Raw genomic sequence first — 24,477 nt, 5'->3', positions numbered from 1 at the left:
CCGGATTCTGCTCGCGCTGTCGTCATTCGAAGGCCATCCCGATCTCTCGTTGTCTCGCCAGTGTTTCCGGGCCGGTGCCCGGTGCGTGCTCGCCGGGGGCCCAGGTCACCGAGTGCAGGGTTCCGGTCCAGGCGAAAGTCCCCTCGGCGTCGTAGCGCTCCCACGACACCGGCGACCCCCGGTCGATGCCGATATCGATCCCCTGGAACATGGCCTGCCCCATGGGCATCACCAATCCGCAGGCAAGCCCGCGCTCCTCGCCGTCGACCGTCGCCCGCACATCGACATGCAGTCCGCCCTGCAGGGCGTGGACGTCGAGTGCGATCTGCCGGCGCCCGGCGAGCAACGGCCCCAGGTCGAGCACATCCATCTGCCCCGAGTGATTGTGGAAGTAGCGCAGCCGATCCCGGTCGACCGACAGCGAATAGCCACCGCTTTGACAGCCGTGCGCGAAGAGCACACCACGGTCGCCGGGCCGGAAGTCGACATCGACGGTGACGACGAACGATCGGCGGTAGACCAGCATCAGCGAGCGGTAGCGCTCCAATGTCGGTGTCCCCGGCACCAGCCGAACGGGCCGGGCGAAGGCGTCCTCGCGTTCGGGCCGCTGGGTGCGCAGTAGACCGGAGCCTTCGTTGAGCGGGAAGACCTGGTTCTCCCACGCGGCCCGTTCCCAGCGGGCGGCGAGTTCGGCGACGAGTTCTGGGTATTCGACAGCCAGGTCACGGGTTTCGGTCGGGTCGCTACGCAGGTCGTACAGCTGCCACTCGTGGTCGCCGAACGGTGTCAGGGGGCGGTGCCGGGTGACGATCTCCCAGCCGTCGCGGTAGTAGCCGCGGTGGCCCTGCATCTCGTAGTACTGCTCCCGATGTGTCTCCCGAGCGGCAGGGTCGGTGAGTGAACTCAGAAAGCTGCTGCCCGCCAAGGGTTTCAACGGCACGCCGTGGCGGTGCTCGGCCGCGACGGCACCGGTGACCTCGAGGATCGTCGGAAGGAAGTCGGTGACGTGCACGTATTGGCGGCGCAGCTCTCCGCCGCTGCCGGTACCCGCCACCGTTCGCGGCCAGCTCACAATCGCCGGTACCGAGTGACCGCCTGCGTGAGTGTTGGTCTTGTACAGGCGGAACGGCGTATTCGAGGCCATCGCCCATCCGCGGGGGTAATGCGGCAGTGTGCGCGGCCCGCCGATCTCGTCGATGCGCGCGCGGTCGCGGTCGAACTCCTCGTCCAGACCCGCGCCGCCGCCGTGGTAGTGCCGCAGAACATCGAAATATTGACTGCTGCCTTGGGTTTCACCGTCCCGCGAAGCGCCGTTGTCCGAGGTGAAGAGCAGGAAGGTGTTGTCCCACTCGTCGATCTGCGTCAGGGCAGCCCGCAGCCGGCCGAGTGAGTCGTCCACCGACTGCACCATCGCGGCGTACACCTCCATGTAGCGGGCGAACACCTCCTTGCGCTCGACCGGCAGGTCGTCCCACGCGGGGACGTCGTCACCGTCCTCGCTGTTGCGGGGCGGGAGCCTCGTGTCGGGGGCTACGATGCCGAGCTTCCGCTGGCGCGCGAATCGCTGCTCCCGGATACGATCCCAGCCCGATTCGTAGGCCCCGCGGTGCCCTTCGATGTCCGCTGCCCGAGCGTTGAGCGGCGCGTGGACCGCACCGTGGGCGAAGTAGAGGAAGAAGGGCTTCACCGGATCGGAAGCCTTGACCGATCGGATCATCGCGATCGCCTCGTCGGTCAGGTCGTCGGTGAAGTAGTAGTTCTCGGGGTGATCCTGCGGGGTGATCCGGCTGTTGTCACGGTAGAGGGCATGCGGGTGGAACATGTCCGTCATCCCGTCCATGATCCCGTAGAACCTGTCGAAGCCGCGCTGCAGCGGCCACGACTTTCGCGATCCCGTATCCGTGACGTCACTGTCCTTGCACAGGTGCCATTTGCCGACCATCAGCGTCGAATAGCCGTTGTCCCGGAGCTCCTCGGCGACCGTACTGACGTCGTCCGCGAGTTCCATTGCCTGGCCCGGGAATCCGGGATCGGCGTGGGCCACATAGCTGACGCCGGCCGCGTGCGAGTTCCGTCCCGTCAGCAGCGCGGCACGGGTCGGCGAACACATCGAGTTGACATGAAAGTTGGTGTACCGAACCCCTTCCGCCGCAAGGAGGTCCAGGTTCGGCGTCGCGATCTCCGACCCGAAGCAGCCGATATCGGAATAGCCCATATCGTCGACCAAGACGACCACCACGTTCGGGGCCTTCGAAGCTGCCCGGGGCCGCGGCGGCCACCACGGTTCGGAACCGGCGATCGTGCGCCCGACACGCCCCTCGAACCCCAGGTAGGCGCGGGAGCCTTCCGGCAGGTCGGCGGGAATTCCGCGAGAGTCCGGTGTCATGGGCCCAATGCTTGCGACCGACGGGGCGGTGGCCGCCCGCGATCCCACTGATCAGGATCTCGGACAGATGTTTTCAGTTCGGGTCGGCGGCGGCGTCGGGGAGGACGACGATGCCGGAGATCAGCCCGTCGTCGTCGATGGTGACCAGGTCGGTGGCGGTCATCGAGTGTGTGCCCTCGGGGGTGGGGATGTCGACGCGGGCCTGGAACGCGCCACGATTGCCGACCACGGTGACCGGCCCGAGCCGGGTCAGGGTGAACCCCATGTCCTTGTATTGGTCCAGGAAGCCGAAGATCTCGTCGTGGCCGTGGCGCGCCGGAGTACCAATCGGCTCTTCGTGCGAGGCGTCCGGCGCGAACAGCTTGATGGTCTGCCGGGGATCCCCCACCGACATCGCGGCAATGTAGGCGTCACAGACCGAAACGACGGTCTCTCGGTTGATGCTCATGACTTCCCTCTCCGTGGTGCCGGGAACGGAGGCGCGCACAGGAGGCCGGCGGTGCGCCGTTCCGGTCGAGGCTGCCTTGTCCGGTCGCCTCGAACCTAGGGATCGCGACCACCTGTGTGCCTCCACGTCCCATCCATCGGGATTACCACCGTGCCCGGACTCGGCCCGGACCACCATGGGCGCACCCGAGCCTGGAGGTTCCATGCCCCGCACCGGCCTGCGCTTCACCTTTGCCCTCCCCGATCCCGATCCCGTGCAGCAGTCACAGGTATTCCGCACCGCCATCGAGATGGCTCGCTTCGCCGACACCAAAGGCGTCGATCTGATCAGCCTGGACGAGCACCACGCGAGCGGATACGGATGGAGCAGCAACCCGATCCTCACCGGTGGCATGATTCTGGCCGCCACCGAGCACATCCGCGTCGGGGTTTCGGCAGCGCTGGGGCCGCTGTGGGACCCCATCCGGCTGGCCGAGGATCTCGCGGTCGTCGACCAGGTCGGTGGCGGGCGGATGACCGTCACCCTCGGTCTGGGATACCGCCCGATCGAATATGCGGCGATGGGCAAGGATTACCACCGGCGCGGCGAACTGATGGACCAACTGCTGGACACCTTGTTGAAAGCGTGGACCGGGGAACCGTTCGAATACCACGGTGCGACAGTGGCGATCACGCCGCGACCACTGACCCGGCCCCATCCGTCCCTCATGATCGGTGGCTCGGCGAAGGCGACCGCGCGACGAGCCGTCCGCACCCGGCTGCCGCTGCAGATCCCGGATTATCTGCCGGAGCTGAAGGCCTTCTACGAGAACCTTTGTCGCGACGAGGGCATCGAGCCCCGGGTGCACATGGTCGCCGAGCACCGCCCCGGCATGGTGGTCCTGCACGAAGATCCGGACCGCGCCTGGGCGGAGCTAGGCACGCACTTGATGTGGGAGGCGGTCGAGTACGGCGCCTGGGCTGCCGGCGATATGAAGTCGGTCATGCATGTGCCCGGCGTGGCCGATATCGACGAGGTCAGAGCGTCGGGACGCTACCGGGTGCTCACCCCCGATCAGCTGATCGACGAACTCACCACGCAGGGGGACGACGCCTCGGTCACCCTGCACCCGCTCGTCGGCGGTATGCCGATCGACGAGGCGTGGAAGAGCGTGCACCTGCTCACCGATGTGGTGATTCCCGCGCTGAGCACCATGAGATCGACCGCCGCGAGGAGCCCGCAGTGAACCGCTTCGAGAACACGAACGTCCTGATAACGGGGGCCGCATCCGGAATCGGTCGCGCGACGGCCGTGCGTCTGACCGCGGAAGGTGCCCGGGTATTCGGCCTCGGCCGGGACGCCGCCGGCCTCGCGGAGACCGCGCGGCTCATCGCCGACCCGGACCGCTTCACATCGTGCACCGCGGACCTCACCAGCGAAAGCTCACTCATCGCCGCTGTCGAGGCAGCCCGCACCACGATGGGATCGATCGATGTGCTCGCGAACATCGCGGGCACAACCGATCGGACGGCGGCCGATGCGGTCACCGTCGAGCAGCTCACCAGCGTCTTCATGGTCAACACCATCGGCCCGATGCTGCTGTGCCGCGAAGTGCTCCCACACCTTCCCGATGGCTCGGGCGTGATCGTCAACGTCTGCTCCACCGCGGCCACGCAGGCCCATCCGGGGATGTCCGGTTACGCGGGCTCCAAAGCCGCGCTGCTGTCCTACTCCCTCAGCCTGGCCGCCGAGCTGGGCACCCGCCGGATCCGGGTGGTCGCGATCTCGCCGGGAGGTGTCCGGACACCGATGATGGACGGCACGATCGGCACCCTGGACCCGACCTGGTACTCGCGACTGGCCACACTCTGGCACCAGCCGGGGGCGCCGGAAGACCTCGCCGCCACGATCGCCTTCGCTGCATCGGCCGACGGCGCGTACCTCAACGGCGCCGAGATGCGTGTCGACGGCGGGGCACGAAGCGCGATGTGAACAGATGAGTTTCGTCGGCCGATCCCACCTCGGTCCCGAGGACCTCGTGCTGTGCGCCGGCACCGTCCCGGGGACCGATATTCGCGCACGCGTCGAGGCCGCCGCAGCGGCCGGGTACCGCGGAATCGGCCTGCGATCCGGCGAGTGTCTGCGTATCCGGGGCGGCGACTCGTCGGTCGTCGAGCTGCGCACACTACTCGCCGACCACGATCTGGAAATCGGCGAGCTGGACGGGCTCACCCACTGGGCCACAAGACATTTCGCCCCCGGTTATCCGGCCGGCGGCCGACCGGGATTGCGGGATCCGCGCGAGGCGCACGAGGCCCTCTGGTGGGTTGCCGAGGAGCTCGGCGCCCGAACCCTCAACGTCATGGAGATGGACTACGAATCGGGGCCGATCGAGATGATGGCGGCGGGTTTCGCGGCCCTGTGTGATCGGGCCGAGCCGCTGGGCATGCTGGTTCAGTTGGAGTTCCTGCCCTGGTCCGGCATTCCCGACCCGAGTGCCGCGGCGGCGATCGTTCGACTCGCCGGACGCGCCAACGGCGGCCTGTGCCTGGACACCTGGCACCTGCTGCGCTCGGGACAGGGTCCCGAGAATCTGGTTCCCGACCTGACCGATCTGGTGGTAGGTATCCAGGTGAACGACGCATCGGCCACCGCCGGCGACGACCTGCTCCATGAGACCCAGCACCGACGGCTACTTCCCGGACAGGGAGCCGCCCGGGTGGCCGCAGTCCTGCGCCGGCTCCGGCAGGCCGGGGTCGACGCACCCGTCGGTGTCGAGGTGATGTCGGACGAGCTGGCAACACTGCCGCCGGCGGTGGCGGCCGCCCGGGCAGCGGCCGCGACACGCACGGTGCTGGCCGAGGCGGCTACGCCCTCGTGCTGAGGTAGCGCAGGCCGGCCGCAGCACCTCAGCGCACCTCGACCGGAACCGGGTGGCGGTCGAGGTGGAAGGCGTAGCGCCGACGCAGCGCCTCGGGGCTGATCCCGAAGTCGGTACGCAGGTCATAACTCATCGACCCGTGCTCATCGCGCGGGTGCGCGTCGACATATGCCGCGATCCGTGCGCGTGCCGACTCCGTCAGCTCCATTCCGGCGTGCTGGTAGACCTGCTCGACGGTGCCCATCGTGTCGGCCATGTATTCGTGGAACGGCACGTCGAGCATCCGCCCCTCGGGCACCAGGTGGCGGTCCCGCTGCGCCGCGCGCAGCAACCGTTCGACCAGAGCAGCCCAGTAGTCGAGGATTTCCTCGACATCGAAGCGGTGATACATCGTCCGGGCACCGTAGGCACGCAGGGTCGCTGCCGACTGCACCACCCCGACGGGATCGCGCTGGGTCGTCACCACCGTCGCATCCGGGAACACGGTCGTCAGAGGTCTCAGGTTCTCCAGGTGCTGCGGACACTTGAGCAGCCACCGCTCGCCGGGGCGGTACCACTGCAGGATCTTCAGCACCGTCCGGAGATATTCGTAGTGCGAGGTCTGGTCGTGGGCCAGGTAGTGCGCCTGCCAGGCAGGCATCATCTGGAAGATCCACTCGGGGTTGTAGCCGGCAAAATCGTTGGCCCACAGCTCGATATCCTCGTGGATCGAATCGGGAGCCATGGTGTGCCAGGCCGCGAGGTAGGGGTTGCTCGCACGCATCCGGTCCCAGGCGCGGTCACAGCGAACGAACCGTGGATCCACTCCGTCACGGCCCGGCGCCTCACCCTTGTCCGGGACAGGCTGATCGGCCTCCCACAACGGCAGGGATCTGAACCGCGAGTCGGCGGCGAGTAGATTGACCAGATGCGTGGTGCCGCTACGCGGTAGCCCGGTGACGAACACCGGCTCGACGACCTCTTGATCGTGAATTTCCGGATGGCGGGCCAGCAACGCCTCGATCCGTAGCCGATTAGCGGCGTGCTTGACGCACAGATCGAACATCACCGTGGCGGCCAGCGCAGTTCGATTCCGGTCGGTCCGGATCTCGTTCAGCCACACCCGCATCCGCTCGCGAAAACCGGCGGCGCCGAACTCGTCGAGCCCGGTGATCTGCCGGGCACGTGCCAGCACCGCCTCATCGGTGAGGTCGACCGGATGCCGCTCTGCGTAGGCCAGGGCTTTCCGTTGCACGTCGGTGAGCACCGGCTCCCGCAGGTCCTCGATGCGCAGCTTCACCGGTCCCGCACCAACCGTGCGCCGGGCGCGTCCTGTGGGTCGGCAAGACGGTCCGGGAAGGCGAGAATCTCACTGATCAAGCAGTCGTCATCGACGGTGAGTACGTCGGTGGTCGTCATCGCGAAGGGCCCGCCCGGGGTGTCCATCGCAACATGGGCCTGGAAGGCGGCACGGTTGCCGACCACGTTGACCGGGCCGAAGCGGGTCACGGTGATCGGAGCGTCACGATGGCCGTCGAAGAAGGCGCGGATCGCCTCCCGGCCGACGTTGGGCGAGGTACCGACGGGTTCCTGCTGGACGGCGTCCGGCGCGAAATGGGTGATCACCGCATCGGGGTCGCCGGTGTTGAGAGCGGCGATGTAGTCATCGCAGAGCCGGCAGATCTGTTCACGAGTCGGCATCGATTACTCCTTGCTCCGGTTCGAGAATGTGGTCCACGACCGCCGTAATCGTGATGTCGGTGAGGCGGTCGTCGTCGATAGTCGTGACCCATCCCTGCGCATGCAGATCGGCAATGCCCATCAATGCCGACCACACGAACGGCACGATCTCCGGCTCCGGGCGCAGTCTGCGCCCCTCCGCCTCGGCGCATTCCCGCAGTGCCCGCTCGAGCGCCTCGAACTGCTTGCGCGCCGCGGCGATCTGCTGCTCCTGGGCGTCGGCCGAGATACCGGGGCGCTCGGCGCGCCAGACTCCGACGATGCGCCCTACCCGCAACCACTGCAGCCGGGTCGGCGGCACGATCGCATGCAGCAGCGCGCGCACTCCTTCGGTCCGCGGCAGGTTGTCGAGGATGTCGACCAGCGCTGCCTGGTGGTCCCGCATGAGCGCGGCGAACACCGCGTGCTTGTCCGTGAAGTAGTAGTAGAGCAATCCCTGGCTGATCCCCGCCCGGGCCGCGAGCGCGCGGATCGAGAGCGCCGAATAGCCGCCCTCGGCGAGCAGCTCGGTAGCGGCGTCGAGGATGAGCCGGAACCGGTATTCGCCGCCCGCTGCGGTCAGCTGCCTGGTCACAGAGAACAGGGTAACCACAATCTTTGAACAATGTTCAGAAATCTTTGAACAATGTTCAAATCGCCGTGTTACGTTCATCGAACCCGAGCAGAGAACGAGATGCGACATGGACTTCTCCTTCGACTTCAACGGCCGGCACGTACTGGTGACCGGTGGTTCCAGCGGGATCGGCCTGGCCACGGCAAGTAGCTTTCGCGCAGCCGGCGCCGAGGTCACCGTCACCGGAAGACGCGCCAGGGCGCAGGATTACGACACCGACCTGAGCGACTTGCGTTACGTGCCGTGCGAGATGACCGACCCCGAACAGATCGAGGCGCTGGCCGACGGCTTGGACCGCCTCGACGTGCTGGTCAACAATGCCGGGCAGAACCTGGCCCGCAGGAACGAGTGGACCCCCGAGGTCTTCGAGGAGACCCTGCGAATCAACCTGTCCTCGACGTTCCGGCTCTCGAAGGCGTGCCACAAGCTGCTCGCCGACGGCGGCGGATCGGTCGTCAACATGGCCTCGATGACCAGTTATCAAGCGGTGGAAGTGGTTCCCGCCTACGGGGCCGCCAAGGCCGGCGTCGTCCAGCTCACCATGTCTCTCGCCCTCACCTGGGCGCGCGACTCGATCCGGGTCAACGCGGTGGCACCCGGCCTGACCGAGACGAATATGACGGCGGGCATGGTCGCCGACGAGGCAACCGTCGGTCCCACCATCGCCCGTACGCCGATGGGCCGGATCGGCACGCCCGACGACATCGCACCCGTGGTGATGTTCCTCGCCAGTGACGCGGCCGGCTTTCTGACCGGACAGACCATCGCCGTCGACGGCGGCTACCTGATCCAGGGGTGACGACGATGACCAGTTACACCGAGATGGCCGCTCGGGTCGACGAGCTGATCGACGAGCGTCCGGGAAAAGCGCTGCTGGACTTCGTCTACGACGACGAAGCCGTAGCGCTGACCGACTTCCTGTACCGGTCCAGCGGCTCGTCCTACGCCTACATGCTGGTCACCGACGCCGGGCGGATCATCGTCAATACCGGCCTCGGCTACGAGTCGGTGCACCACCGCTACCTCTTCGACAAGGTCTGTCCGGGCCCGACGCGATACATCATCACCACCCAGGGACACACCGACCATGTCGGCGGGGTGGCCACCTTCCGTGATGCCGAGACCATCTACCTCGCCCAGGAGCGCAATCAGTTCACCCAGGGCCAGGACTCCCGGATCGGGGACAGGATGCGCCGATGGAGCGCGGCCTGGTTCGATCTGACCGCGACGGATCGGATCGAACGGTTCGCCGCCGAGCGGCCGGATCTGACCATCCGGCAGGACATTCCGGTGCCCGATCTGACCTTCGACGACCGGATGGCATTCACCCTGGGCGGTCTGGATGTCGAGCTGTGGCACGGCACCGGCGAGACCACCGACGGTGCGATGGTCTGGCTCCCCCGGCACCGGATCGCATTGATCAGTAACCTGCTCGGTCCGCTGTTCTGCCATTTCCCCAATCTGAACACGATCCGCGGCCACGAGTACCGCCAGGTCGAGCCATACCTCGCCACGATCCGCCGCCTGCGCGAGCTGCAACCCGACATGCTCGTCACCGGGCGAGGCGACCCGATCGTCGGTTCGGAGCTGATCGACGCCTGTCTGCAAAGGATGTACGACGCGGTCACCTACGTCCGTGATCAGACCTTGCAGGGGATCAACTCCGGCGCCGACCTGGACACCCTGGTTCGCGAGATCACGCTCCCGCCGCACTTGCGCGTCGGCCAGGGATACGGCCGAGTCGCATGGGGCGTGCGAACGATCTGGGAGACCTACCTGGGCTGGTTCCGTCACGAGCGCACCTCCGAGCTCCTCGCGATCGGACCGAACCAGGTGCTCGCCGATCTCGTCGAGGCCGGCGGTGCGGAAAATGTTCTTGCCCTTGCCGGTACGCGCACCGACGAGGGCCGGCATGCCGAGGCGACCGCATTGGCCGAAGCCGTACTCGCCCACACCCCCGATCATCCGCAGGCGACGCGCCAACTACTCGAATCGCACCGCAGGCTGCTCGAAGACCCCGCTACCGAGGCGAACTTCTGGCTCTCCGGCTGGCTCGAGCATCGACTCGCCCACCTCACCGAAACCGTTGCGACACAGGAAGGCTGACCTGCGATGGCCAAGCTGATCGGACTGTTCCACCGCAAGCACGGACTGTCCGCCACCGAGTTCCGCGAATACTACGAGAATCACCACGCACCCTTCGCCTCCGCACGCTTCGGTCACCTGTTCGCGAGCTACACCCGCAATTACATCGACGCGGACACCGGCATCGCTGTGGTCACCGAGATCGTCTTCCCGGACGACACCGCGATGCGGGAGATGTTCGCGATGGCCGAACGAGATCCTGCGCTCGGCGAGGCCATCGCCACCGACGAAGCAGCCTTCATGGATCGCGACGCCACCCAGATCCTGCTGGTCGGTGACGCGGGCGTACGGGTGTCGCGAGGAAGCGGATCGTCATGAGCGGATCGAATATGCCGGCCGATTGGGACATCACGGCCGACGTCGTAGTCCTCGGTATGGGGGCCGCGGGGTGCGCGGCGGCGATCGAAGCGCACGACGCCGGAGCGCAGGTCCTCGTCCTCGAGAAGCTTCCGCCGGAGTTCGCGGGAGGTAACACCCGCGTGTCCGGCGGGGCATGGTTCGACAACCTCGACCCCGAGCGTGCCGCGGTCTACCTGAACAGCCTCGCGGGCGGATTCCCGCTCCCGCAACCGGTGGTGCGGGCCTGGGCACAGGAAACCGCACGCAACACCGAATGGGTGGAGCACACGCTCGGAGCCACCACTGCTCCGGTCGGCGGCGCGATCGGCGGCACCGGCCCCGGGATGCCGGCCGAATTCCCCGAACTCGACGGCAGCGATGTCTACGGTGGCCAGATCGCCGTCGACGGGAAGCTCGGAAGCTCCCGGTTGCTCGAAGCCCTGCACTCCACACTCGAGTCTCGACGCATCGAGGTCCGGTACTCCACTCCGGCTCGTTCGCTGGTCCAGGATTCCTCCGGCACCGTGCTCGGAGTGCAGGCCGACGCCGGCGACGGCACGAGCCTCCATGCGCGCGCCCGCCGCGGCGTCGTCCTGGCCACCGGCGGTTTCGAGGCGAACGCCGAGATGGTGCGCGACTATCTACGCTTCCCACAGACCTTGACCTGGGGTTCGCCGTACAACACCGGTGACGGGCATCGGATGGCACAGAAGGCCGGCGCCGACCTGTGGCATATGGACAACATGACGAGCATCGAGGGATTCGCGGTGCCCGGCTACACGAGTGGCTTCTACGCCCGGTTCTCCTACCGCAAGGGCTTCATCTATGTCGACTCCGACGGTAGACGATGCGTCGACGAGCTGCCGCGAACCGGGCACGGCAACGCCCTGATCCACGGCAGCTACGAGCACGTGCCGGTGCGGCGCCTGCATGCCGTGTTCGACGAGGCGACCCGGCTGGCCGGCCCGATCTCACCCAACGGCGATATGCTCGCCGTCGGCTGGAACGTGCTGGTCGAGGGCTACCAGTGGAGTCCCGACAACAGCGCCGAGGTCGAGAAGGGCTGGCTCCACAAGGCCGACACTCTCGTCGACCTCGCCGCCGAACTCGACGTCGACCCGGCGAATCTGACGCGCAGCGTCGCGCGCTACAACGCGGCATGCGCGGCAGGTGAGGACGAGCAGTTCGGGCGGCGCGCGGACACGCTGGACGCCATCGGGGACGGTCCGTACTACGCCTTCACCTCGGCGCCGATGGTCGCCTGGAGCAACGGTGGGCCACGGCGCGACGAGCGCTGCCGAGTCCTCGATCCGTTCGGCGCAACCATCGACGGTGTGTACGCCGCCGGCAGCGTCAGCTCGACCTACAGCTGGTGTAAGGACGGTGGCATGCACATCGCCGATGCACTCGCCTTCGGACGCATCGCCGGGAGGAACGCAGCAACCGCGTCGAATACCTGAGCTTCCGGTCCACCGATCGACGTCTACGAGGTTCGTCCCACCGAGCGTTAAGGTGGGGATCACCACACCGACCGAAGCGACGATCGATACGGGGCACTGTGACAGACGCGACGACCTCGGCGGCTCGCGAGCGAGCAGTCGCCCGCCTCGTTACGGCCGCCCGCCCTCTCTTCGCGGAGAAAGGTGCCGGTGGCGTTTCGCTCCGAGAAGTAGCAGCGGCCGCCGGCGTCAACTACGGACTGATTCACCACTACATCGGCACGAAGGACGACCTCCTCAAACTCGTCCTGGAACGAGCATCGATGGAATGGACCGACTACTTCGTCGAGGCACCGACGGTCGATGATGCTGTCACTCACATCATGAGACCGAAGTCCGCCGAATACGCTCGCATCGTGGCGCGGTCGATCCTCGCGGGCGACAAGCCCGAGGCGCTCCTCGGCCGATCTCCGGCGCTGGCGGCGCTGAGCCAACGCATCGCAGGCGACATCGATACCCCTTCCGCCCCGGACCACGACGCTCGAATCGCTGTCGCGGCGATCACGGCGATGGGGCTCGGCTGGGGCATATTCGGGCAATACGTGCAGGAAATCGCCGGCCTCGGTGATCAGCCCGAAGACGAGGTCACCGAGGCGGTCTACGCGCTGGTGCGCCGAGCAGTCGACCAGCGGTAGGAAGCCGTCCCCGTCGCCATGCGACCGTGAGGGCCTGCTGCTCCCCCAGCCGCGGACCGCCGCTTTCACATCCGGCAGTTGCGGCGGTTCGCGGGCGATTCTTCAGCGTCACATGGCATCTCCTCCAGCATGATGCGCTCCCATTGCCTGCCGCAGTCGGATGAGCATTCCGCGCCGCACCCCTTGCCCGCGTTTAGCCACGCGGCTAAACTGGTTCGCATCGGCCCGTTCCGAGGATCCGGTTCTGTTGCGCCCCTTGCGTTCAACCCCCAACGAGGCCGTTCGGATCACAACCTTGGAGAGGTGGCACATGACCGAGTTCGATCTGGTGATCCGCAACGGCACCGTTGTCGACGGTTCCGGTGCACCGGCACGGCAGGCGGATGTCGCGGTGCGCGACGGCGTGATCGTCGCGGTCGGAAACGTTCGCGGCTCCGGCCACGAGGAGATCGATGCCGGCGGACAGCTGGTGACGCCGGGGTTCGTCGATGTCCACACCCACTACGACGGTCAGGCCACCTGGGAGAACCGGCTGGTTCCCTCGACCAACCACGGGGTGACGACCGTGGTGATGGGCAATTGCGGTGTGGGTTTTGCGCCGTGCAAGCCCGAGCATCGCGACATGTTGATCGAACTCATGGAGGGTGTCGAGGACATCCCCAATGTGGTACTGAGCGAGGGCGTGGACTGGCAATGGACCAGCTATCCCGAGTATCTCGACTATCTGGGCCGGCGACAGTTCGACGCCGATATCTGTAGCTATGTCCCCCATGCCGCCCTGCGTACTTTCGTCATGGGCGAGCGTGCCTTCCATCGCGAACCGGCCACGGCGGACGAGATCCGGCAGATGGCCGAAGTCCTGGAGGAGTCGATCCGGGCCGGTGCCTTCGGTTTCGGCACCTCGCAGACGATGTTCCACCGTTCCAGCGACGGTCGGCTCACCCCCACCCTGGCCGCGACCGAGGACGAGTACGCGGGCCTTGCCGCTGCCTTGGACCGAGCCGGTGCGGGCCTGGTGCAGTTCGTCATCGAATACAACGACGACTGGGAACAGGTCTTGGACATGGGCCTGCGCCAGGCGAAGGCATTTCGACGGCCGTTCAGCATGTCGCTGGTACAGAGTCACGGCCGACCGGACGTCTGGCGCTCCGTCCTGGACAAGTTCGACGCGTTCAATGCCGACGGCGGCAAGGCCACCCTGCAGATCCTGCCGCGGCCGCTGGGGGTCCTGCTGGGTCTCGAGCTGACCCTCAACCCGTTCTATTCGACGCCCACCTATCGGGCGATGGCCGATATCCCACTGGCAGACCGGGTCCGTGAACTGCGCCGCCCGGAGGTCGAGCAGCGCATCCTGTCCGAGGCGAACGATCCCGATCCCAGCATCCAGATCGGGATGCGGGTGCGCGACTTCGACCAGCTCTACGAAATGGCCGAAGGGTTCGATTACGAGCCTGCCGCCGAGAGCAGCATCGGTGCTCAGGCCGCGCGCCTGGGCGTTACGCCCGAAAGCCTCGCCTACGACAAACTTCTCGACAACGACGGCCGCAACATCCTCTATCTGGCCTTCTCGAACTACGCCGACTTCTCCCTGGAGCCCTGCCGCGACATGCTGCTCAACGAGCACGCCGTGCCGGGACTGGGCGACGGCGGGGCGCATCTCGGCGTCATCTGCGACGGCAGCATCTACACCCATCTGCTCACCCACTGGGGCCGCGACCGCACGCGGGGTGAGCGCATCCCCCTGCCGCACCTGATCCACCGGATGACCCGGCGGTGCGCGGAGATGGTGGGCCTGCACGACCGTGGCGTGATCGCACCGGGCTACCGTGCGGATCTGAACGTGATCGATCTGGCCGGCCTCACACTGGAATTGCCACGCGTGGTCCGCGATCTCCCCGCCGGCGGCCGCCGCCTCATGCAGGATGCCCGCGGCTACACCGCCACCATCGTCAACGGAGTTGTCGTCACCCGCGACGGGCAGCACACCGGCGCACTGCCAGGACAACTGGTCCGAGGCGCACAACCGGCGCCCTCACCGTGCCGCACCTGACATCTCGAACACGACAGCGCACGAACAACTCTGGGCTCCACGACGCGACCCGCTCCCCTCTCGGAGGAACAATGAACGGCACTCTCACACCCGTCGGCGGACGCTCCGCATGGCTGGGCAGCACGCTGGACTACCGTCAGGACGGCCTGTGGCAGTTGTCCGAGGCTGAACTCGGCGAGATCGACGCGGCACTGACCACCCTGAAAAGGCATGGTGACCTCGACCTGTCGGAGATCACACCGGACAACTTCCCGCTGTACAGCGTCGGCACGTTCTTGTCCCGGCTACGCAGCGAACTGTGGGCGGGTCGCGGGTTCGTGCTCATCCGTGGACTCGCACGCGAACAGTACAGCGACGACGACCTGGCCCGGATCTACTGCGGCTTGGGATCGCATCTGGGCGAGATCATCCCGCAATCAGGCAACGGCGAAATCCTGGGCCACGTACTCAACGTGGCCGACCTGGTCGACGAACAGGTCCGCGGTTACCGGTCGGCACAGTCGATGAACATGCACAGCGACGGCCACGACGTCGTCTCGCTGCTGTGCCTGCGCGAAGCCAAGGCCGGCGGTGCCAGCCGAATCGCCAGTGCCGCAGCCGTTCACGACCGAATGATCGAGACGAACCCCGAACTTGCCCGCGTGCTCTACACGGGGATGCCGGTGATGCGCGGCCGGATGGACGCCGAACGCGGGGACGGCAACATCGTGACGCCGGGTAACGTCGCACTCTTCGCGAAGACCGACGGTGTCTTCAGCTCATGCATCCACGTCGCTCAGATCCGCGACGCCGCGCGCGCCGGCTACTTCGACATCACCCCGGAGCAGGAAGCAGCACTGGAGCTGTGCTGCGAGCTGTCCGCCTCCCCCGAGTTCTACCTCGACATGAATATCGCACCCGGCGACATCCAGTTCCTCAACAACCGGCTGATCGTCCACGGCCGCACAACCTACGAGGACCACGAGAGCCTCGACCGCCGCCGCCACCTGATGCGGCTCTGGCTCAACATCCCGTCGTGGCCGCGACGCCCGCACAATCAGCGAGACATCTATTCGATGGAAGACCTGCCGCTGTGGGCCCGGTTCCGCACACCGTTCGCGGAAATGCCCGGACGCTACACGGCAGAAGTCACTGCTACCCGACACAGCTGACCGCCGCGTCGACCATCGACACCGCAGGCCGCGACGATCGCATCCCAGTCACCTGGAGCGTCGGAACCGTCGGTGTTGCACAGGTATTCTCCTGCATCGACCGAGACCACGGTTACTTGCTCTTCCAGGCGTAGCGGAAGTCCTGCCCGCCCAATGGTGCGAGGAAGGCCTTGCCGGCTTCGACTCCGTGCACCTTGTTGGTCATCACCCAGCCGGGGACGCCCTGCCAGATCGGTGCGTACATCGCGTTGTCGGTAGCCCACTCGACGACTTCCCGGGCGCGGGACGCTCGTTGCTGGTCCGTCGCCGTCGAATCGTCGACCGTGGCGATCCGGGCGGCGATCTCGGCCGGGACCCCACTGGGCATCGTCGTCGGGCTCTCCAGGAACCAGTGCAGGTCCACACCCGGCTCGAGCCCCGGGTACGACATCCACATCAGCGCACCGGGCCGGTTGCTGTTGGAGTACCCACCGGACGAGAGTTGCCGGATGTCCATCAGCTCGAGCTCGATCCGGATTCCCGCCTTCGCCAGGTCGGCTTGGATGATCTGGGCAGCCTGCGGGAACGGCTCCCAGTTGGCGACGTAGAAGGTGCCCGCGTCCACCCCGTTCGGATGGCCCGCCTCGGCGAGTAGCTGCTCGGCCTTCGCCGGATCATAGGGATACCTCGCCTCGAGGGACTCGTCGAAACCGTTGACCACCGACGCGAACGGCTGCACCCGGGCCGTGGTGGTGGGCACCAGCGCCTCGACCAATGATTTCCGGTCGATCGCGTAGTTGACCGCCTGACGTACCCGCACGTCGTCGAACGGCTCGACCGTGTGGTTCAGGTGGACGGCGGCGGTCGTCGTCGCGTTCTTCAACGGTCGCACCGTCAGAGTGCCTTGATCGATACCGGTCTGCAGTGCGCTGATGTCGCCGTTGGACAGCACCACATCGGCTTGGCCGCTGCGGACCGCGGCATAGGCGGCATCGGTCTCCCGCACCGCGATATCGACACCGGCGACCTTGCCGGTAGCCGGGTCCCAGATGTTCTGCGTATCGGGCCGCAGCTTGTAGGTCACGCGCTCGTTGGGGCGGAAACTGTCGACCACCCAGGCCCCGCTCCCGACCGGGTGAGTTGCCAGGTCGGGATTGTCGAGCGCCTTCTCGCTGATCATGCTGCCGGGAGCCGAAGCGGACAGAGCACCCAGGACCGCACGACTGGCCGCGGCCAGGTGCAGGTCGACGGTGTGCTCGTCGACGACGGTGACGCCCTCGATCGTCGCGGACAATTCTCTGCTCACCGGCGCCTTCCGGTAGCGCTCGATATTGGCCTCGACGGTCGAGGCCGTCAAGGGGGTCCCGTCCGAGAAGGTGACGTCGTGGCGCAGGTCCAGCCGCAGCGACCTGCCATCTTCGGAGAAGGTCCACTTCGTAGCCAGCATGGGCTGGTACCGGCCGTCTTCGGAGACCTGGAGCAGCCGGTCGTAGACCGGCCAGGTGTTGGACAGCACCGCGGTCGACCCCGGCGTCTGCGCCGGGTCGAGCGTAGCGACGCCGGCATAAGTGAGCCGCAACGTGGCATTCGGGTCTGCCTCACCGTTGCCGTCGGAATACCCGCCCGATCCGCAGGCGCTGAGTACGAGAGCACCGACAGCAAGGACCGCACCGAGAGCGGTGCGCCGGCCTGTCCCCTGTCGCCGGCCGAGTTGATGTCGCATGTGGCTGCTCCTTCGTACGGAATTCTGTCCGGCTCGCGCGGACCACCATCGTGCGGAAACTAGCGAAGCTCCCGACGGCTACCGGCACGATCTCGCTGAGCAGGAGCACGCAGACCGCCAGTACACCTGCGCGCTGGGTCACGCCCACTCGATCCCGATGACTGCAGCGATGGCGTCGTTGTCCGACTCATGCGTCGTCATCCGATCGCGGCTGCGACGCGAAAGCTTCCTCGACCGCCGCGAACTCCTCCGGGCCGAGACGCCAGCCGGAGGCGTCGACGTTGGCCGAGAGCTGCTCCGGCGTGGTGGCGCCGGTGATCACGGACGAGACGACGGATCGGGAGAGCAACCAGCAAATGGCGAGTTCCAGGATGGTGTGGTCCAGGCTGCGAGCCACCGCGCTCAGCCGGTCGATCAAGGCGAAGTTCTCCTCGGTCGCATCGCCCGCCAGGCGGGGCACCTCAGCCATCCGCGATCCGGCCGGAAAGGCCCGGCCCGCAGTGTATTTGCCTGTGAGCAGCCCGGAAGCGAGCGGGAAGTACGGAACGATCCCCACGTCGAATCGACGGCACGCCGGCACTATCTCTGCTTCCGCCGCTCGTTTCAGCAGACTCCATTCCACCTGGCTTCCGATGAAACGGGCACTACCGAGGTTCGCCGCGACATGATCGGCATCCGCGAGCTGCCAACCGGCGAGATTCGACGAGGCGATGTATCGCACCTTGCCCTGGCGCACCAAGTCGTCGAGGGCTCCGAGGGTTTCCTCGATCGGTGTCCGGGGATCATGGAAGTGCTGGTAGTAGAGGTCGATGTAGTCGGTGCCGAGTCGCCGCAGACTCTGCTCGCACTCACGCACGATATTGCGGCGCGAGCCCGGAGCCTGGTCCGGTCCGTCCGGCCGGCGGGCACCGAACTTGGTCGCGACGACCACATCGGATCGTCGCGCGCCCAAGGCGGCACCGAGGAACCGCTCGGAGGTGCCCTGGCCGTACATCTGTGCCGTGTCGAAAAAGGTAATTCCCGAATCCAGCGCCCGGTGCACCACCGCGGCGGACTGTTCCTGATCGATGCGCATGCCGAAGTTGTTGCAGCCGAGGCCGAGTGCCGACACGGTCAGGCCGCTGCGGCCCAGTTGGCGATATTCCACGATCGATGTCTCCTATTCGACGATTCGAGTGTTCGAGGCCGATACCCGGTCACACCACGGCTTCTCGTGGTCGCCGCGCCGGCCCCGGCGGTATGCCCGCGCGGTCACCGTGGTCGGTGCCGTGTCACCGCGTCAATCGTGGCAACCAGCCACCGGGATCGGTTCGCGCCACCCGCAGTGTGCGTTGCTCCCCACCCGCCGACTGCGAAGGACCGGCCTCGGCCGTTCTCACTGAGTGAGTCGCGACATCCCACTCGCCCCACGGCCTGGTTGATTGTCCGAACAACCCCGGCGGTGTCGGCTGCTTCGGGGCCCGATCACGCTCCGAGGCAGACGATCGGACTCGCAGTGTCGGCCTGCCCCGGCTCCAGGAGGCAACGCCGTGAACACGTCATCATCGCAACGAACCGGGACGGTCCACCGCGAACCCACCGCCGGTGATACCCCGCACTGGCCGGCGATACCGACCGCACCCGCAGGCGCGCCCAACGTCGTGGTCGTCATGACCGACGACGTGGGCTACGGAGCCAGCAGCACCTTCGGCGGCCCGATACCCACTCCCACCCTTGATGCCCTTGCCGACCGTGGGCTGCGCTACACCCGGTTCCACACCACGGCGATGTGCTCGCCGACCCGTGCCGCGCTGATGACCGGTCGCAATCACCACCTCGTCGGCGCCGGACGGGTCACCGAGATGGCGGTCGCCTACGACGGATACACCAGTGTGATTCCGGACAGCGCCGCCACGATCGCCGAGATCCTCCGCTCGAACGGCTACGGCACCGCTCATTTCGGCAAATACCACAATGTTCCGGTCTACGAGACGGGACCGGCAGGGCCGTTCGATCATTGGCCCACGCACATGGGATTCGAGCACTTCTACGGCTTCCTAGGGGGTAGCACCAATAATTGGGCGCCCGCGCTGTACCTGAACACCGCCGCTGTCGAACCGCCGGCCGACGACCCGTCCTTTCACATCGAATCCGACCTCGCGGACAAGGCAATCGATTGGGTCCGTCGGCTGCAGTCGGTAGCGCCCGCCAAACCGTTCTTCATTCAGTACGCCACCGCCGCCTGCCATGCACCGCATCATGCCCCGCCGGAGTGGATTTCACGGTTCTCCGGCCGGTTCGACCGGGGCTGGGACGCGCTACGAGAGGAGACCCTGGCACGCCAGAAAGAACTCGGCGTGGTGCCCGCGAATACCGAACTGACGGCGCGGCCCCCGCAGATCCCGTGCTGGGACTCCTTGTCCGCCGACCACAAGACCGTGGCGGCGCGCATGATGGAAGTGTATGCGGCCTCGCTCGCCTACGCCGACGCTCAGATCGGACGGCTGCTCGACGAGCTGGAGCGGATCGGCGAACTGGACAACACGCTCGTCATCTACATTCAGGGAGACAACGGGGCAAGTCCGGAGGGCGGGGCCAACGGCCTGCTCAACGAGATGACCTACGTCAACCGGATGGAAGACGATATCGAGACCCTGCTCGAACATCTCGATGAGCTCGGTGGTCCGTTGCACTACAACCACTTTCCGGCGGGATGGGCGCACGCCACCGATTCGCCGTTCCAGTGGTTCAAGATGATGGCGTCGCATTTCGGCGGCACCCGCAACGGAATGGTGCTGTCGCTGCCTGCCCGGATCGCCGACGTCGGCGGCGTGCGAACCCAGTTCCATCATGTGGTCGACATCGTCCCGACCATTCTCGACATCGTCGGCATCGATGCGCCCGCCGTTGTGCGTGGCGTACCCCAGTTGCCGATGAGTGGTGTGCCCATGACGTACACGTTCGACGGTCCCGAGCGACCGTCCACCCGAACCACCCAATACTTCGAACTCATGGGCAATCTCGCGATCTACCACGACGGATGGGTTGCCGCCACTACCCCGACCGAGATGCCCTGGGAGTATGCGGCCGACATACCCGCCCTGGACAACCGGCAGTGGGAGCTGTACCACGTCGCCGAGGACTACAGCCAAGCCCGCGATCTGGCAGCAATTCATCCGGACCGGCTGCGTTCGCTGGTCGATCTGTTCTGGGCCGAGGCCGAGGACAACCAGGTCCTTCCGATCATTGCCGGCAAGGCGTCCCGACCGGGGCCGCCCAAGCCCAATCCCACCGAGGGACGGGCACGGTTCACCTACTATTCGGGAACCACCAGGGTGCCGCCCGGTGCCGCACCCGATATCACCAACAGGTCGTTCACTCTCACCGCAGCTGTTGTGGTCGGCTCCGACCGGCCGAACGGCGTGCTGCTGTCCCAGGGCGGCCGGTTCGGCGGACACGCCCTCTACTTCCTCGACGGCCGGGTCGTCTATCACTACAACCTGCTGGGCCGGGAACGCTACTGGGTCGTCTCGGAATCGGCCGTCACTGCGGGCACACACCTCGTCTCGGCCAGATTCCAACTCGACGACACCGCCCGCGGCAGCGGCGCGACGGTGACCCTGCTGTGCGACGGCGTCCCCACGGGCAGCGGTCGCGTCGACCACACGGCTCCGTGGCGCGTCAATTACATCGAAGGCCTGAACGTCGGGCGCGACACCGGCTCACCGGTTTCCGAGGACTATCGGGTTCCGTTCGATTTCGACGAGACATTGAACGAGCTGACGCTGACATTCGACTGAACTCGGCCCGCTCACTCCGGCGCGCCGCCATCGATGACCACGCGGTGCATCCGGCGCCGCCCCGAGTAGTCGGCCACGGCGTAGTGCTGGGTACACCTGTTGTCCCACAAGGCGATCGACCCCGGCTGCCAGTGGAAACGCACCTGGAAGTCCGGCGAGCGCACATGGTCGGTCAGCATAGGTAGCAGCGTGTCGTTCTCGCGTTCGGTGAGTCCTTCCAGACGCGTGGTGAAGGTCTTGTTGACGAACAGCGCCTTGCGGCCGGTCACCGGGTGCGTCCGCACCACGGGGTGGGTGACCGGCTGATGGTCGGCATTGGCAGCCTTTCTCGCATGTGAGACCGAGTTCGACGAATCGTGGACAGCGGTCATCGTGTCGATCAGTCGCTGCATCCGGGACGAGAGCGCCTCGTATGCGGCGTACATCGATGCCCACAGCGTGTCACCTCCCACCTCGGGGAGCAGCACGGCGCGCAGCAGCGAGCCGAGCGGTGGCCGGTTCAGAAACGTGGCGTCCGAATGCCAGATGTCGGCGTTGGCCGTCTTGGGTTTCGACAAGTCGATGTCGATCGCGTGCACCTCGGGCAGATCCTCGGAAATCGGTGGCAGGAAGGCGAAGTGCTGCAACGGCCCGAAGTGTGCGGCGAAATCCCGTTGGGCCACGTCGTCGATGTGCTGATTCCGGAAGAAGAGCACCTGATGCTCGTGGAACAGCTCCTGCACTTCCTGCACCTGTGCCCGGGTCAGCGGACGGGACAGATCGATCCCGCTCACTTCCGCGCCGAGCGCATGGGTCAGGCGCGTCACCGTCGAAGTCGTTGCTGCCATGACGATCTCCTTGCTAAGACAACTTGTCTTAATTACGTTATGAGGCGCTCGCCGAATCGTCAATGCCTGTCCCGGATCCGGTCGCCACCTCGTCGGGCACAATTGCTCGGGTGAGTGACGATGCCCGCCGAAAGATCCTGCTCGCCGCCGAACGCCTGTTCGCCGAGCACGGGGTCGAGCATGTTTCGCTGCGTCAGATCGGTGAGCGCGCCGAGCAGAAGAACAACTCGGCCGTGCAGTATCACTTCGGCGACAAGAGCACGCTGATCCAGGCGCTCTACGACCTCCGCCTCGTCCCGCTCAACGCCGAACGACACCGGATGCTCGCGGCGCTGGACCGGCCGGATGCCGACGGCCTTGCGGCGGCGTACGTACTTCCGCTCGCGACAGCGGTTGTGGCTGCGGGCGGATCGTCGTGCTACGCCCGTTTCATCGATCGATATCTGGGCCGCGGCCGCGACTTCGAACCGTTCGACGACCAGCACGGAAGCGGTTCGCGCGAGGTTGTCCGCCAGATGTCGGAACTGATGAGCGAGCTGAATCCCGAAGTGCAGGAAGAGCGCTTACGGATGATCCAGGTCGTGACGATCCGAACACTGGCCGATCTCGAGTACCGGTTGGAAACCGGTCGCGTAGACCCCCACAGCTGTGATCTGACGATCGCCACCCTGATCGAGGTGGTCGGCATGCTGGTGCGCACGCCGACCACCGTGACACTCTGACCGCGACCACTCGCCCTGCGATGCGGCGCGGTCACCGGCACCGTCAGTGCCTCACCACCACCGAGCCGCTCGGCGTCTGCTCCCCCTGACCGGAGTCGACACCGCCGCTGGCCGGGGAACGTCCGTGGCGCATCATCAGCATGACCACGAACGCGATCGCGGCGAAGCCTCCGCAGATCAGATAGGCGTATTCGAAACCTTGCACCGACAGGATCGGCTGCTGGGTCTTCGGGGCGACCATCAGGACGTAATTGCCGACCAGCACGCCGAGGTAGGCACTGGCGAGCGCGCTGACCACCTGTTCGGAGGTGAACTTCATCGAACTGCTGACGGCCTGAGTATCGGCCGGAACCGCCTCGATCAGCAGGTTGGTCGAACTCACGTAGTAGAAGCCGTTGGCGACGCCGAAGATCACGCCGAAGACGATGACCATGCCGAACGACCCGACGAAGCCAAGGCCGACCAGCAGGCTGGCGAGTACGGCCGCCGCCATACCGACCAGGCCGACGCTGCGTGGCGCGAACCTGCGGGCGGCCCAGCCGCCGAAGATTCCGCAGCCGGCGGCCACCAGGCCGGCGGGCAGACCGTAGTACAGCGAATACTGTGTTGCGGTCATCCCCAGTCCGGATTCGTCGTTGCCGGGTATCGCCGGAAGCCGGAGCAACTGAGGTGCCAGGGCCGCGGCCGCGCCGTTGAGGACGCCGTAGGAAGCCGCAGCGATCAGGGTCATCCACACACCGGGACGGGCGAGCAGTTCCATCGAGATCAGCGGCTGCGCGATGCGTCGTTCCACGAGGACGAACGCGATCAGCAAGAGGACCCCGAGGGTGAACCCGAAGATGCGCAGATCCGGACGGACCGCACCAGCGATCAGCGACGCGGAACCGATACCGAGCAGTGCGGCACCGGCATAGTCGATCCGGTGCGCGATACGCACCGTCGTCTCCGGAACACAGATCGCGACGCCGGCGACGACGACCGCCGAGTAGACGAACAGCAGCCAGAAGTTGCTCCGGAACCCGTGGTGGTCGATGAGCCAGCCACCGAGCAGGGGGCCGATGAGGGACGAAGCGCCGATGCCCACGCCGATACCACCGATCCCGAGCGGCACCCACTTCGCAGGAATCAGGTCGCGCACGAGCCCATAGCAGACGACCGGAGCGACGAGCCCGAACCCCTGGAGCCCTCGACCGAGCAAGAACAGCGGGAAGACCGGCGCGAGGGCGCACAGCACAGTACCGACCAGGAACGCGGCACTGGTGCCGAGCAACACCTTTTTCTTGCCGTAGACATCTGCCAACTTGCCGACGATCGGAACGAAGCATCCGGCCACCAGTAGCGGAGTGGTCATCACCAGCGCGATGTGCCGAGTCTCGAACGCCGCCGCCATCTCGGGCAGACCGGGTGCAACGAGCGTGAATTCGAAGGCGACGATCTCGGTCATCAACGCCAGCAGCGCGACGATGAGTACCGAGTGTCGCGCCGACCTCGATTCGGAATTCATGGAACTGTGCCCCGGAGGACGCGTGTCAGCCATGTCGAATGGTTCCGTTCTCTGGATGCTGAGGCGACCGGCAGGCCACTCCTCGATGTGGTGCGGGT

21 protein-coding genes are annotated in these 24,477 nt (G+C 66.4%); 12 read left to right on the top strand and 9 right to left on the bottom strand.

From position 1 onward, the window contains the following. Window positions 1-22: 22 nt before the first annotated feature. Window positions 23-2,386 (bottom strand): arylsulfatase, encoded by a 2,364-nt coding sequence (locus NV2_RS12915; RefSeq protein ID WP_067872462.1) that lies wholly within the window; start codon window positions 2,384-2,386, stop codon window positions 23-25. A gap of 73 nt (window positions 2,387-2,459) precedes the next feature. After that, window positions 2,460-2,834 carry a nuclear transport factor 2 family protein gene (locus NV2_RS31725; protein ID WP_067872459.1) on the bottom strand — a complete coding sequence of 125 codons (375 nt, stop codon included), beginning with the start codon at window positions 2,832-2,834 and terminating at the stop codon, window positions 2,460-2,462. Between the two features lie 202 nt (window positions 2,835-3,036). Here NV2_RS31725 and NV2_RS12905 point away from each other — a divergent pair, with 202 nt between their 5' ends. Genes NV2_RS12905 through NV2_RS12895 form a run of 3 tightly spaced genes read left to right on the top strand, consistent with a single transcriptional unit; the run spans window position 3,037 to window position 5,697 of the window. Next, on the top strand, window positions 3,037-4,059 hold the full coding sequence (locus NV2_RS12905; RefSeq protein ID WP_067872456.1) for an LLM class flavin-dependent oxidoreductase: 1,023 nt from the start codon (window positions 3,037-3,039) through the stop codon (window positions 4,057-4,059). After that, window positions 4,056-4,805 (top strand): SDR family NAD(P)-dependent oxidoreductase, encoded by a 750-nt coding sequence (locus tag NV2_RS12900; RefSeq protein ID WP_067872453.1) that lies wholly within the window; start codon window positions 4,056-4,058, stop codon window positions 4,803-4,805. The genes NV2_RS12905 and NV2_RS12900 overlap by 4 nt, the downstream gene beginning before the upstream one ends. A gap of 4 nt (window positions 4,806-4,809) precedes the next feature. After that, window positions 4,810-5,697, top strand: a complete 888-nt coding sequence (locus NV2_RS12895; protein WP_157102878.1) for a sugar phosphate isomerase/epimerase family protein — start codon at window positions 4,810-4,812, stop codon at window positions 5,695-5,697. A 25-nt stretch (window positions 5,698-5,722) separates the two neighbouring features. Here the strand turns inward: NV2_RS12895 and NV2_RS12890 are convergent, their stop codons facing one another. Genes NV2_RS12890 through NV2_RS12880 form a run of 3 tightly spaced genes read right to left on the bottom strand, consistent with a single transcriptional unit; the run spans window position 5,723 to window position 7,987 of the window. Beyond that, window positions 5,723-6,973, bottom strand: coding sequence for a sulfotransferase family protein (locus NV2_RS12890; protein ID WP_067872447.1), 1,251 nt, complete (start codon window positions 6,971-6,973; stop codon window positions 5,723-5,725). Next, window positions 6,970-7,374, bottom strand: a complete 405-nt coding sequence (locus NV2_RS12885; protein ID WP_067872444.1) for an SgcJ/EcaC family oxidoreductase — start codon at window positions 7,372-7,374, stop codon at window positions 6,970-6,972. The genes NV2_RS12890 and NV2_RS12885 overlap by 4 nt, the downstream gene beginning before the upstream one ends. Next, window positions 7,361-7,987: a TetR/AcrR family transcriptional regulator gene (locus NV2_RS12880; RefSeq protein ID WP_067872442.1), complete on the bottom strand. Its 627-nt coding sequence runs from the start codon at window positions 7,985-7,987 to the stop codon at window positions 7,361-7,363. Before NV2_RS12880 ends, NV2_RS12885 begins: the two co-directional genes overlap by 14 nt. 106 nt (window positions 7,988-8,093) lie before the next feature. Between NV2_RS12880 and NV2_RS12875 the strand changes: the two genes are divergently transcribed. The 7 genes from NV2_RS12875 to NV2_RS12845 all read left to right on the top strand — a co-directional run bounded on the left by NV2_RS12875 (window position 8,094) and on the right by NV2_RS12845 (window position 15,845). Further along, entirely contained in the window at window positions 8,094-8,825 is a 732-nt protein-coding gene (locus NV2_RS12875) for an SDR family NAD(P)-dependent oxidoreductase (protein ID WP_067872439.1), read from the top strand. Window positions 8,826-8,830: 5 nt separating this feature from the next. Next, on the top strand, window positions 8,831-10,132 hold the full coding sequence (locus tag NV2_RS12870; protein WP_157102877.1) for an alkyl sulfatase dimerization domain-containing protein: 1,302 nt from the start codon (window positions 8,831-8,833) through the stop codon (window positions 10,130-10,132). Window positions 10,133-10,138: 6 nt separating this feature from the next. Beyond that, window positions 10,139-10,489, top strand: a complete 351-nt coding sequence (locus tag NV2_RS12865) for an EthD domain-containing protein (protein WP_067872433.1) — start codon at window positions 10,139-10,141, stop codon at window positions 10,487-10,489. Further along, window positions 10,486-11,970, top strand: a complete 1,485-nt coding sequence (locus NV2_RS12860; RefSeq protein ID WP_245662572.1) for an FAD-dependent oxidoreductase — start codon at window positions 10,486-10,488, stop codon at window positions 11,968-11,970. The genes NV2_RS12865 and NV2_RS12860 overlap by 4 nt, the downstream gene beginning before the upstream one ends. Window positions 11,971-12,068: 98 nt before the next feature. After that, window positions 12,069-12,644: a TetR/AcrR family transcriptional regulator gene (locus NV2_RS12855; protein WP_067872429.1), complete on the top strand. Its 576-nt coding sequence runs from the start codon at window positions 12,069-12,071 to the stop codon at window positions 12,642-12,644. 310 nt (window positions 12,645-12,954) lie between these two features. Beyond that, window positions 12,955-14,694, top strand: a complete 1,740-nt coding sequence (locus tag NV2_RS12850) for an N-acyl-D-amino-acid deacylase family protein (protein WP_067872427.1) — start codon at window positions 12,955-12,957, stop codon at window positions 14,692-14,694. Between the two features lie 71 nt (window positions 14,695-14,765). After that, window positions 14,766-15,845: a TauD/TfdA family dioxygenase gene (locus NV2_RS12845; RefSeq protein WP_067872425.1), complete on the top strand. Its 1,080-nt coding sequence runs from the start codon at window positions 14,766-14,768 to the stop codon at window positions 15,843-15,845. A 112-nt stretch (window positions 15,846-15,957) separates the two neighbouring features. Here NV2_RS12845 and NV2_RS12840 read toward each other — a convergent pair whose 3' ends face one another. Together NV2_RS12840 and NV2_RS12835 are read right to left on the bottom strand one after the other, a co-directional pair. Further along, window positions 15,958-17,547 carry an ABC transporter substrate-binding protein gene (locus tag NV2_RS12840; protein ID WP_067872423.1) on the bottom strand — a complete coding sequence of 530 codons (1,590 nt, stop codon included), beginning with the start codon at window positions 17,545-17,547 and terminating at the stop codon, window positions 15,958-15,960. 187 nt (window positions 17,548-17,734) lie between these two features. After that, entirely contained in the window at window positions 17,735-18,694 is a 960-nt protein-coding gene (locus NV2_RS12835; RefSeq protein WP_067872419.1) for an aldo/keto reductase, read from the bottom strand. A 382-nt stretch (window positions 18,695-19,076) separates the two neighbouring features. Between NV2_RS12835 and NV2_RS12830 the strand changes: the two genes are divergently transcribed. After that, entirely contained in the window at window positions 19,077-21,326 is a 2,250-nt protein-coding gene (locus NV2_RS12830) for an arylsulfatase (protein ID WP_157102876.1), read from the top strand. An 11-nt stretch (window positions 21,327-21,337) separates the two neighbouring features. On the opposite strand, the gene NV2_RS12825 is transcribed toward NV2_RS12830, so the two are convergent. Next, window positions 21,338-22,153 carry a TauD/TfdA dioxygenase family protein gene (locus NV2_RS12825; protein WP_067872413.1) on the bottom strand — a complete coding sequence of 272 codons (816 nt, stop codon included), beginning with the start codon at window positions 22,151-22,153 and terminating at the stop codon, window positions 21,338-21,340. Between the two features lie 110 nt (window positions 22,154-22,263). Here NV2_RS12825 and NV2_RS12820 point away from each other — a divergent pair, with 110 nt between their 5' ends. Then, window positions 22,264-22,875, top strand: a complete 612-nt coding sequence (locus NV2_RS12820) for a TetR/AcrR family transcriptional regulator (RefSeq protein WP_168436122.1) — start codon at window positions 22,264-22,266, stop codon at window positions 22,873-22,875. Between the two features lie 43 nt (window positions 22,876-22,918). Here NV2_RS12820 and NV2_RS12815 read toward each other — a convergent pair whose 3' ends face one another. Then, complete coding sequence (locus NV2_RS12815; RefSeq protein WP_067872409.1) at window positions 22,919-24,379, bottom strand: MFS transporter; 1,461 nt, start codon at window positions 24,377-24,379, stop codon at window positions 22,919-22,921. Window positions 24,380-24,477: the final 98 nt, after the last annotated feature.

This window comes from Nocardia vermiculata NBRC 100427, from assembly GCF_001613265.1.
GTDB lineage: Bacteria > Actinomycetota > Actinomycetes > Mycobacteriales > Mycobacteriaceae > Nocardia > Nocardia vermiculata.
This window is presented reverse-complemented; position numbering and strand designations above follow the sequence as displayed.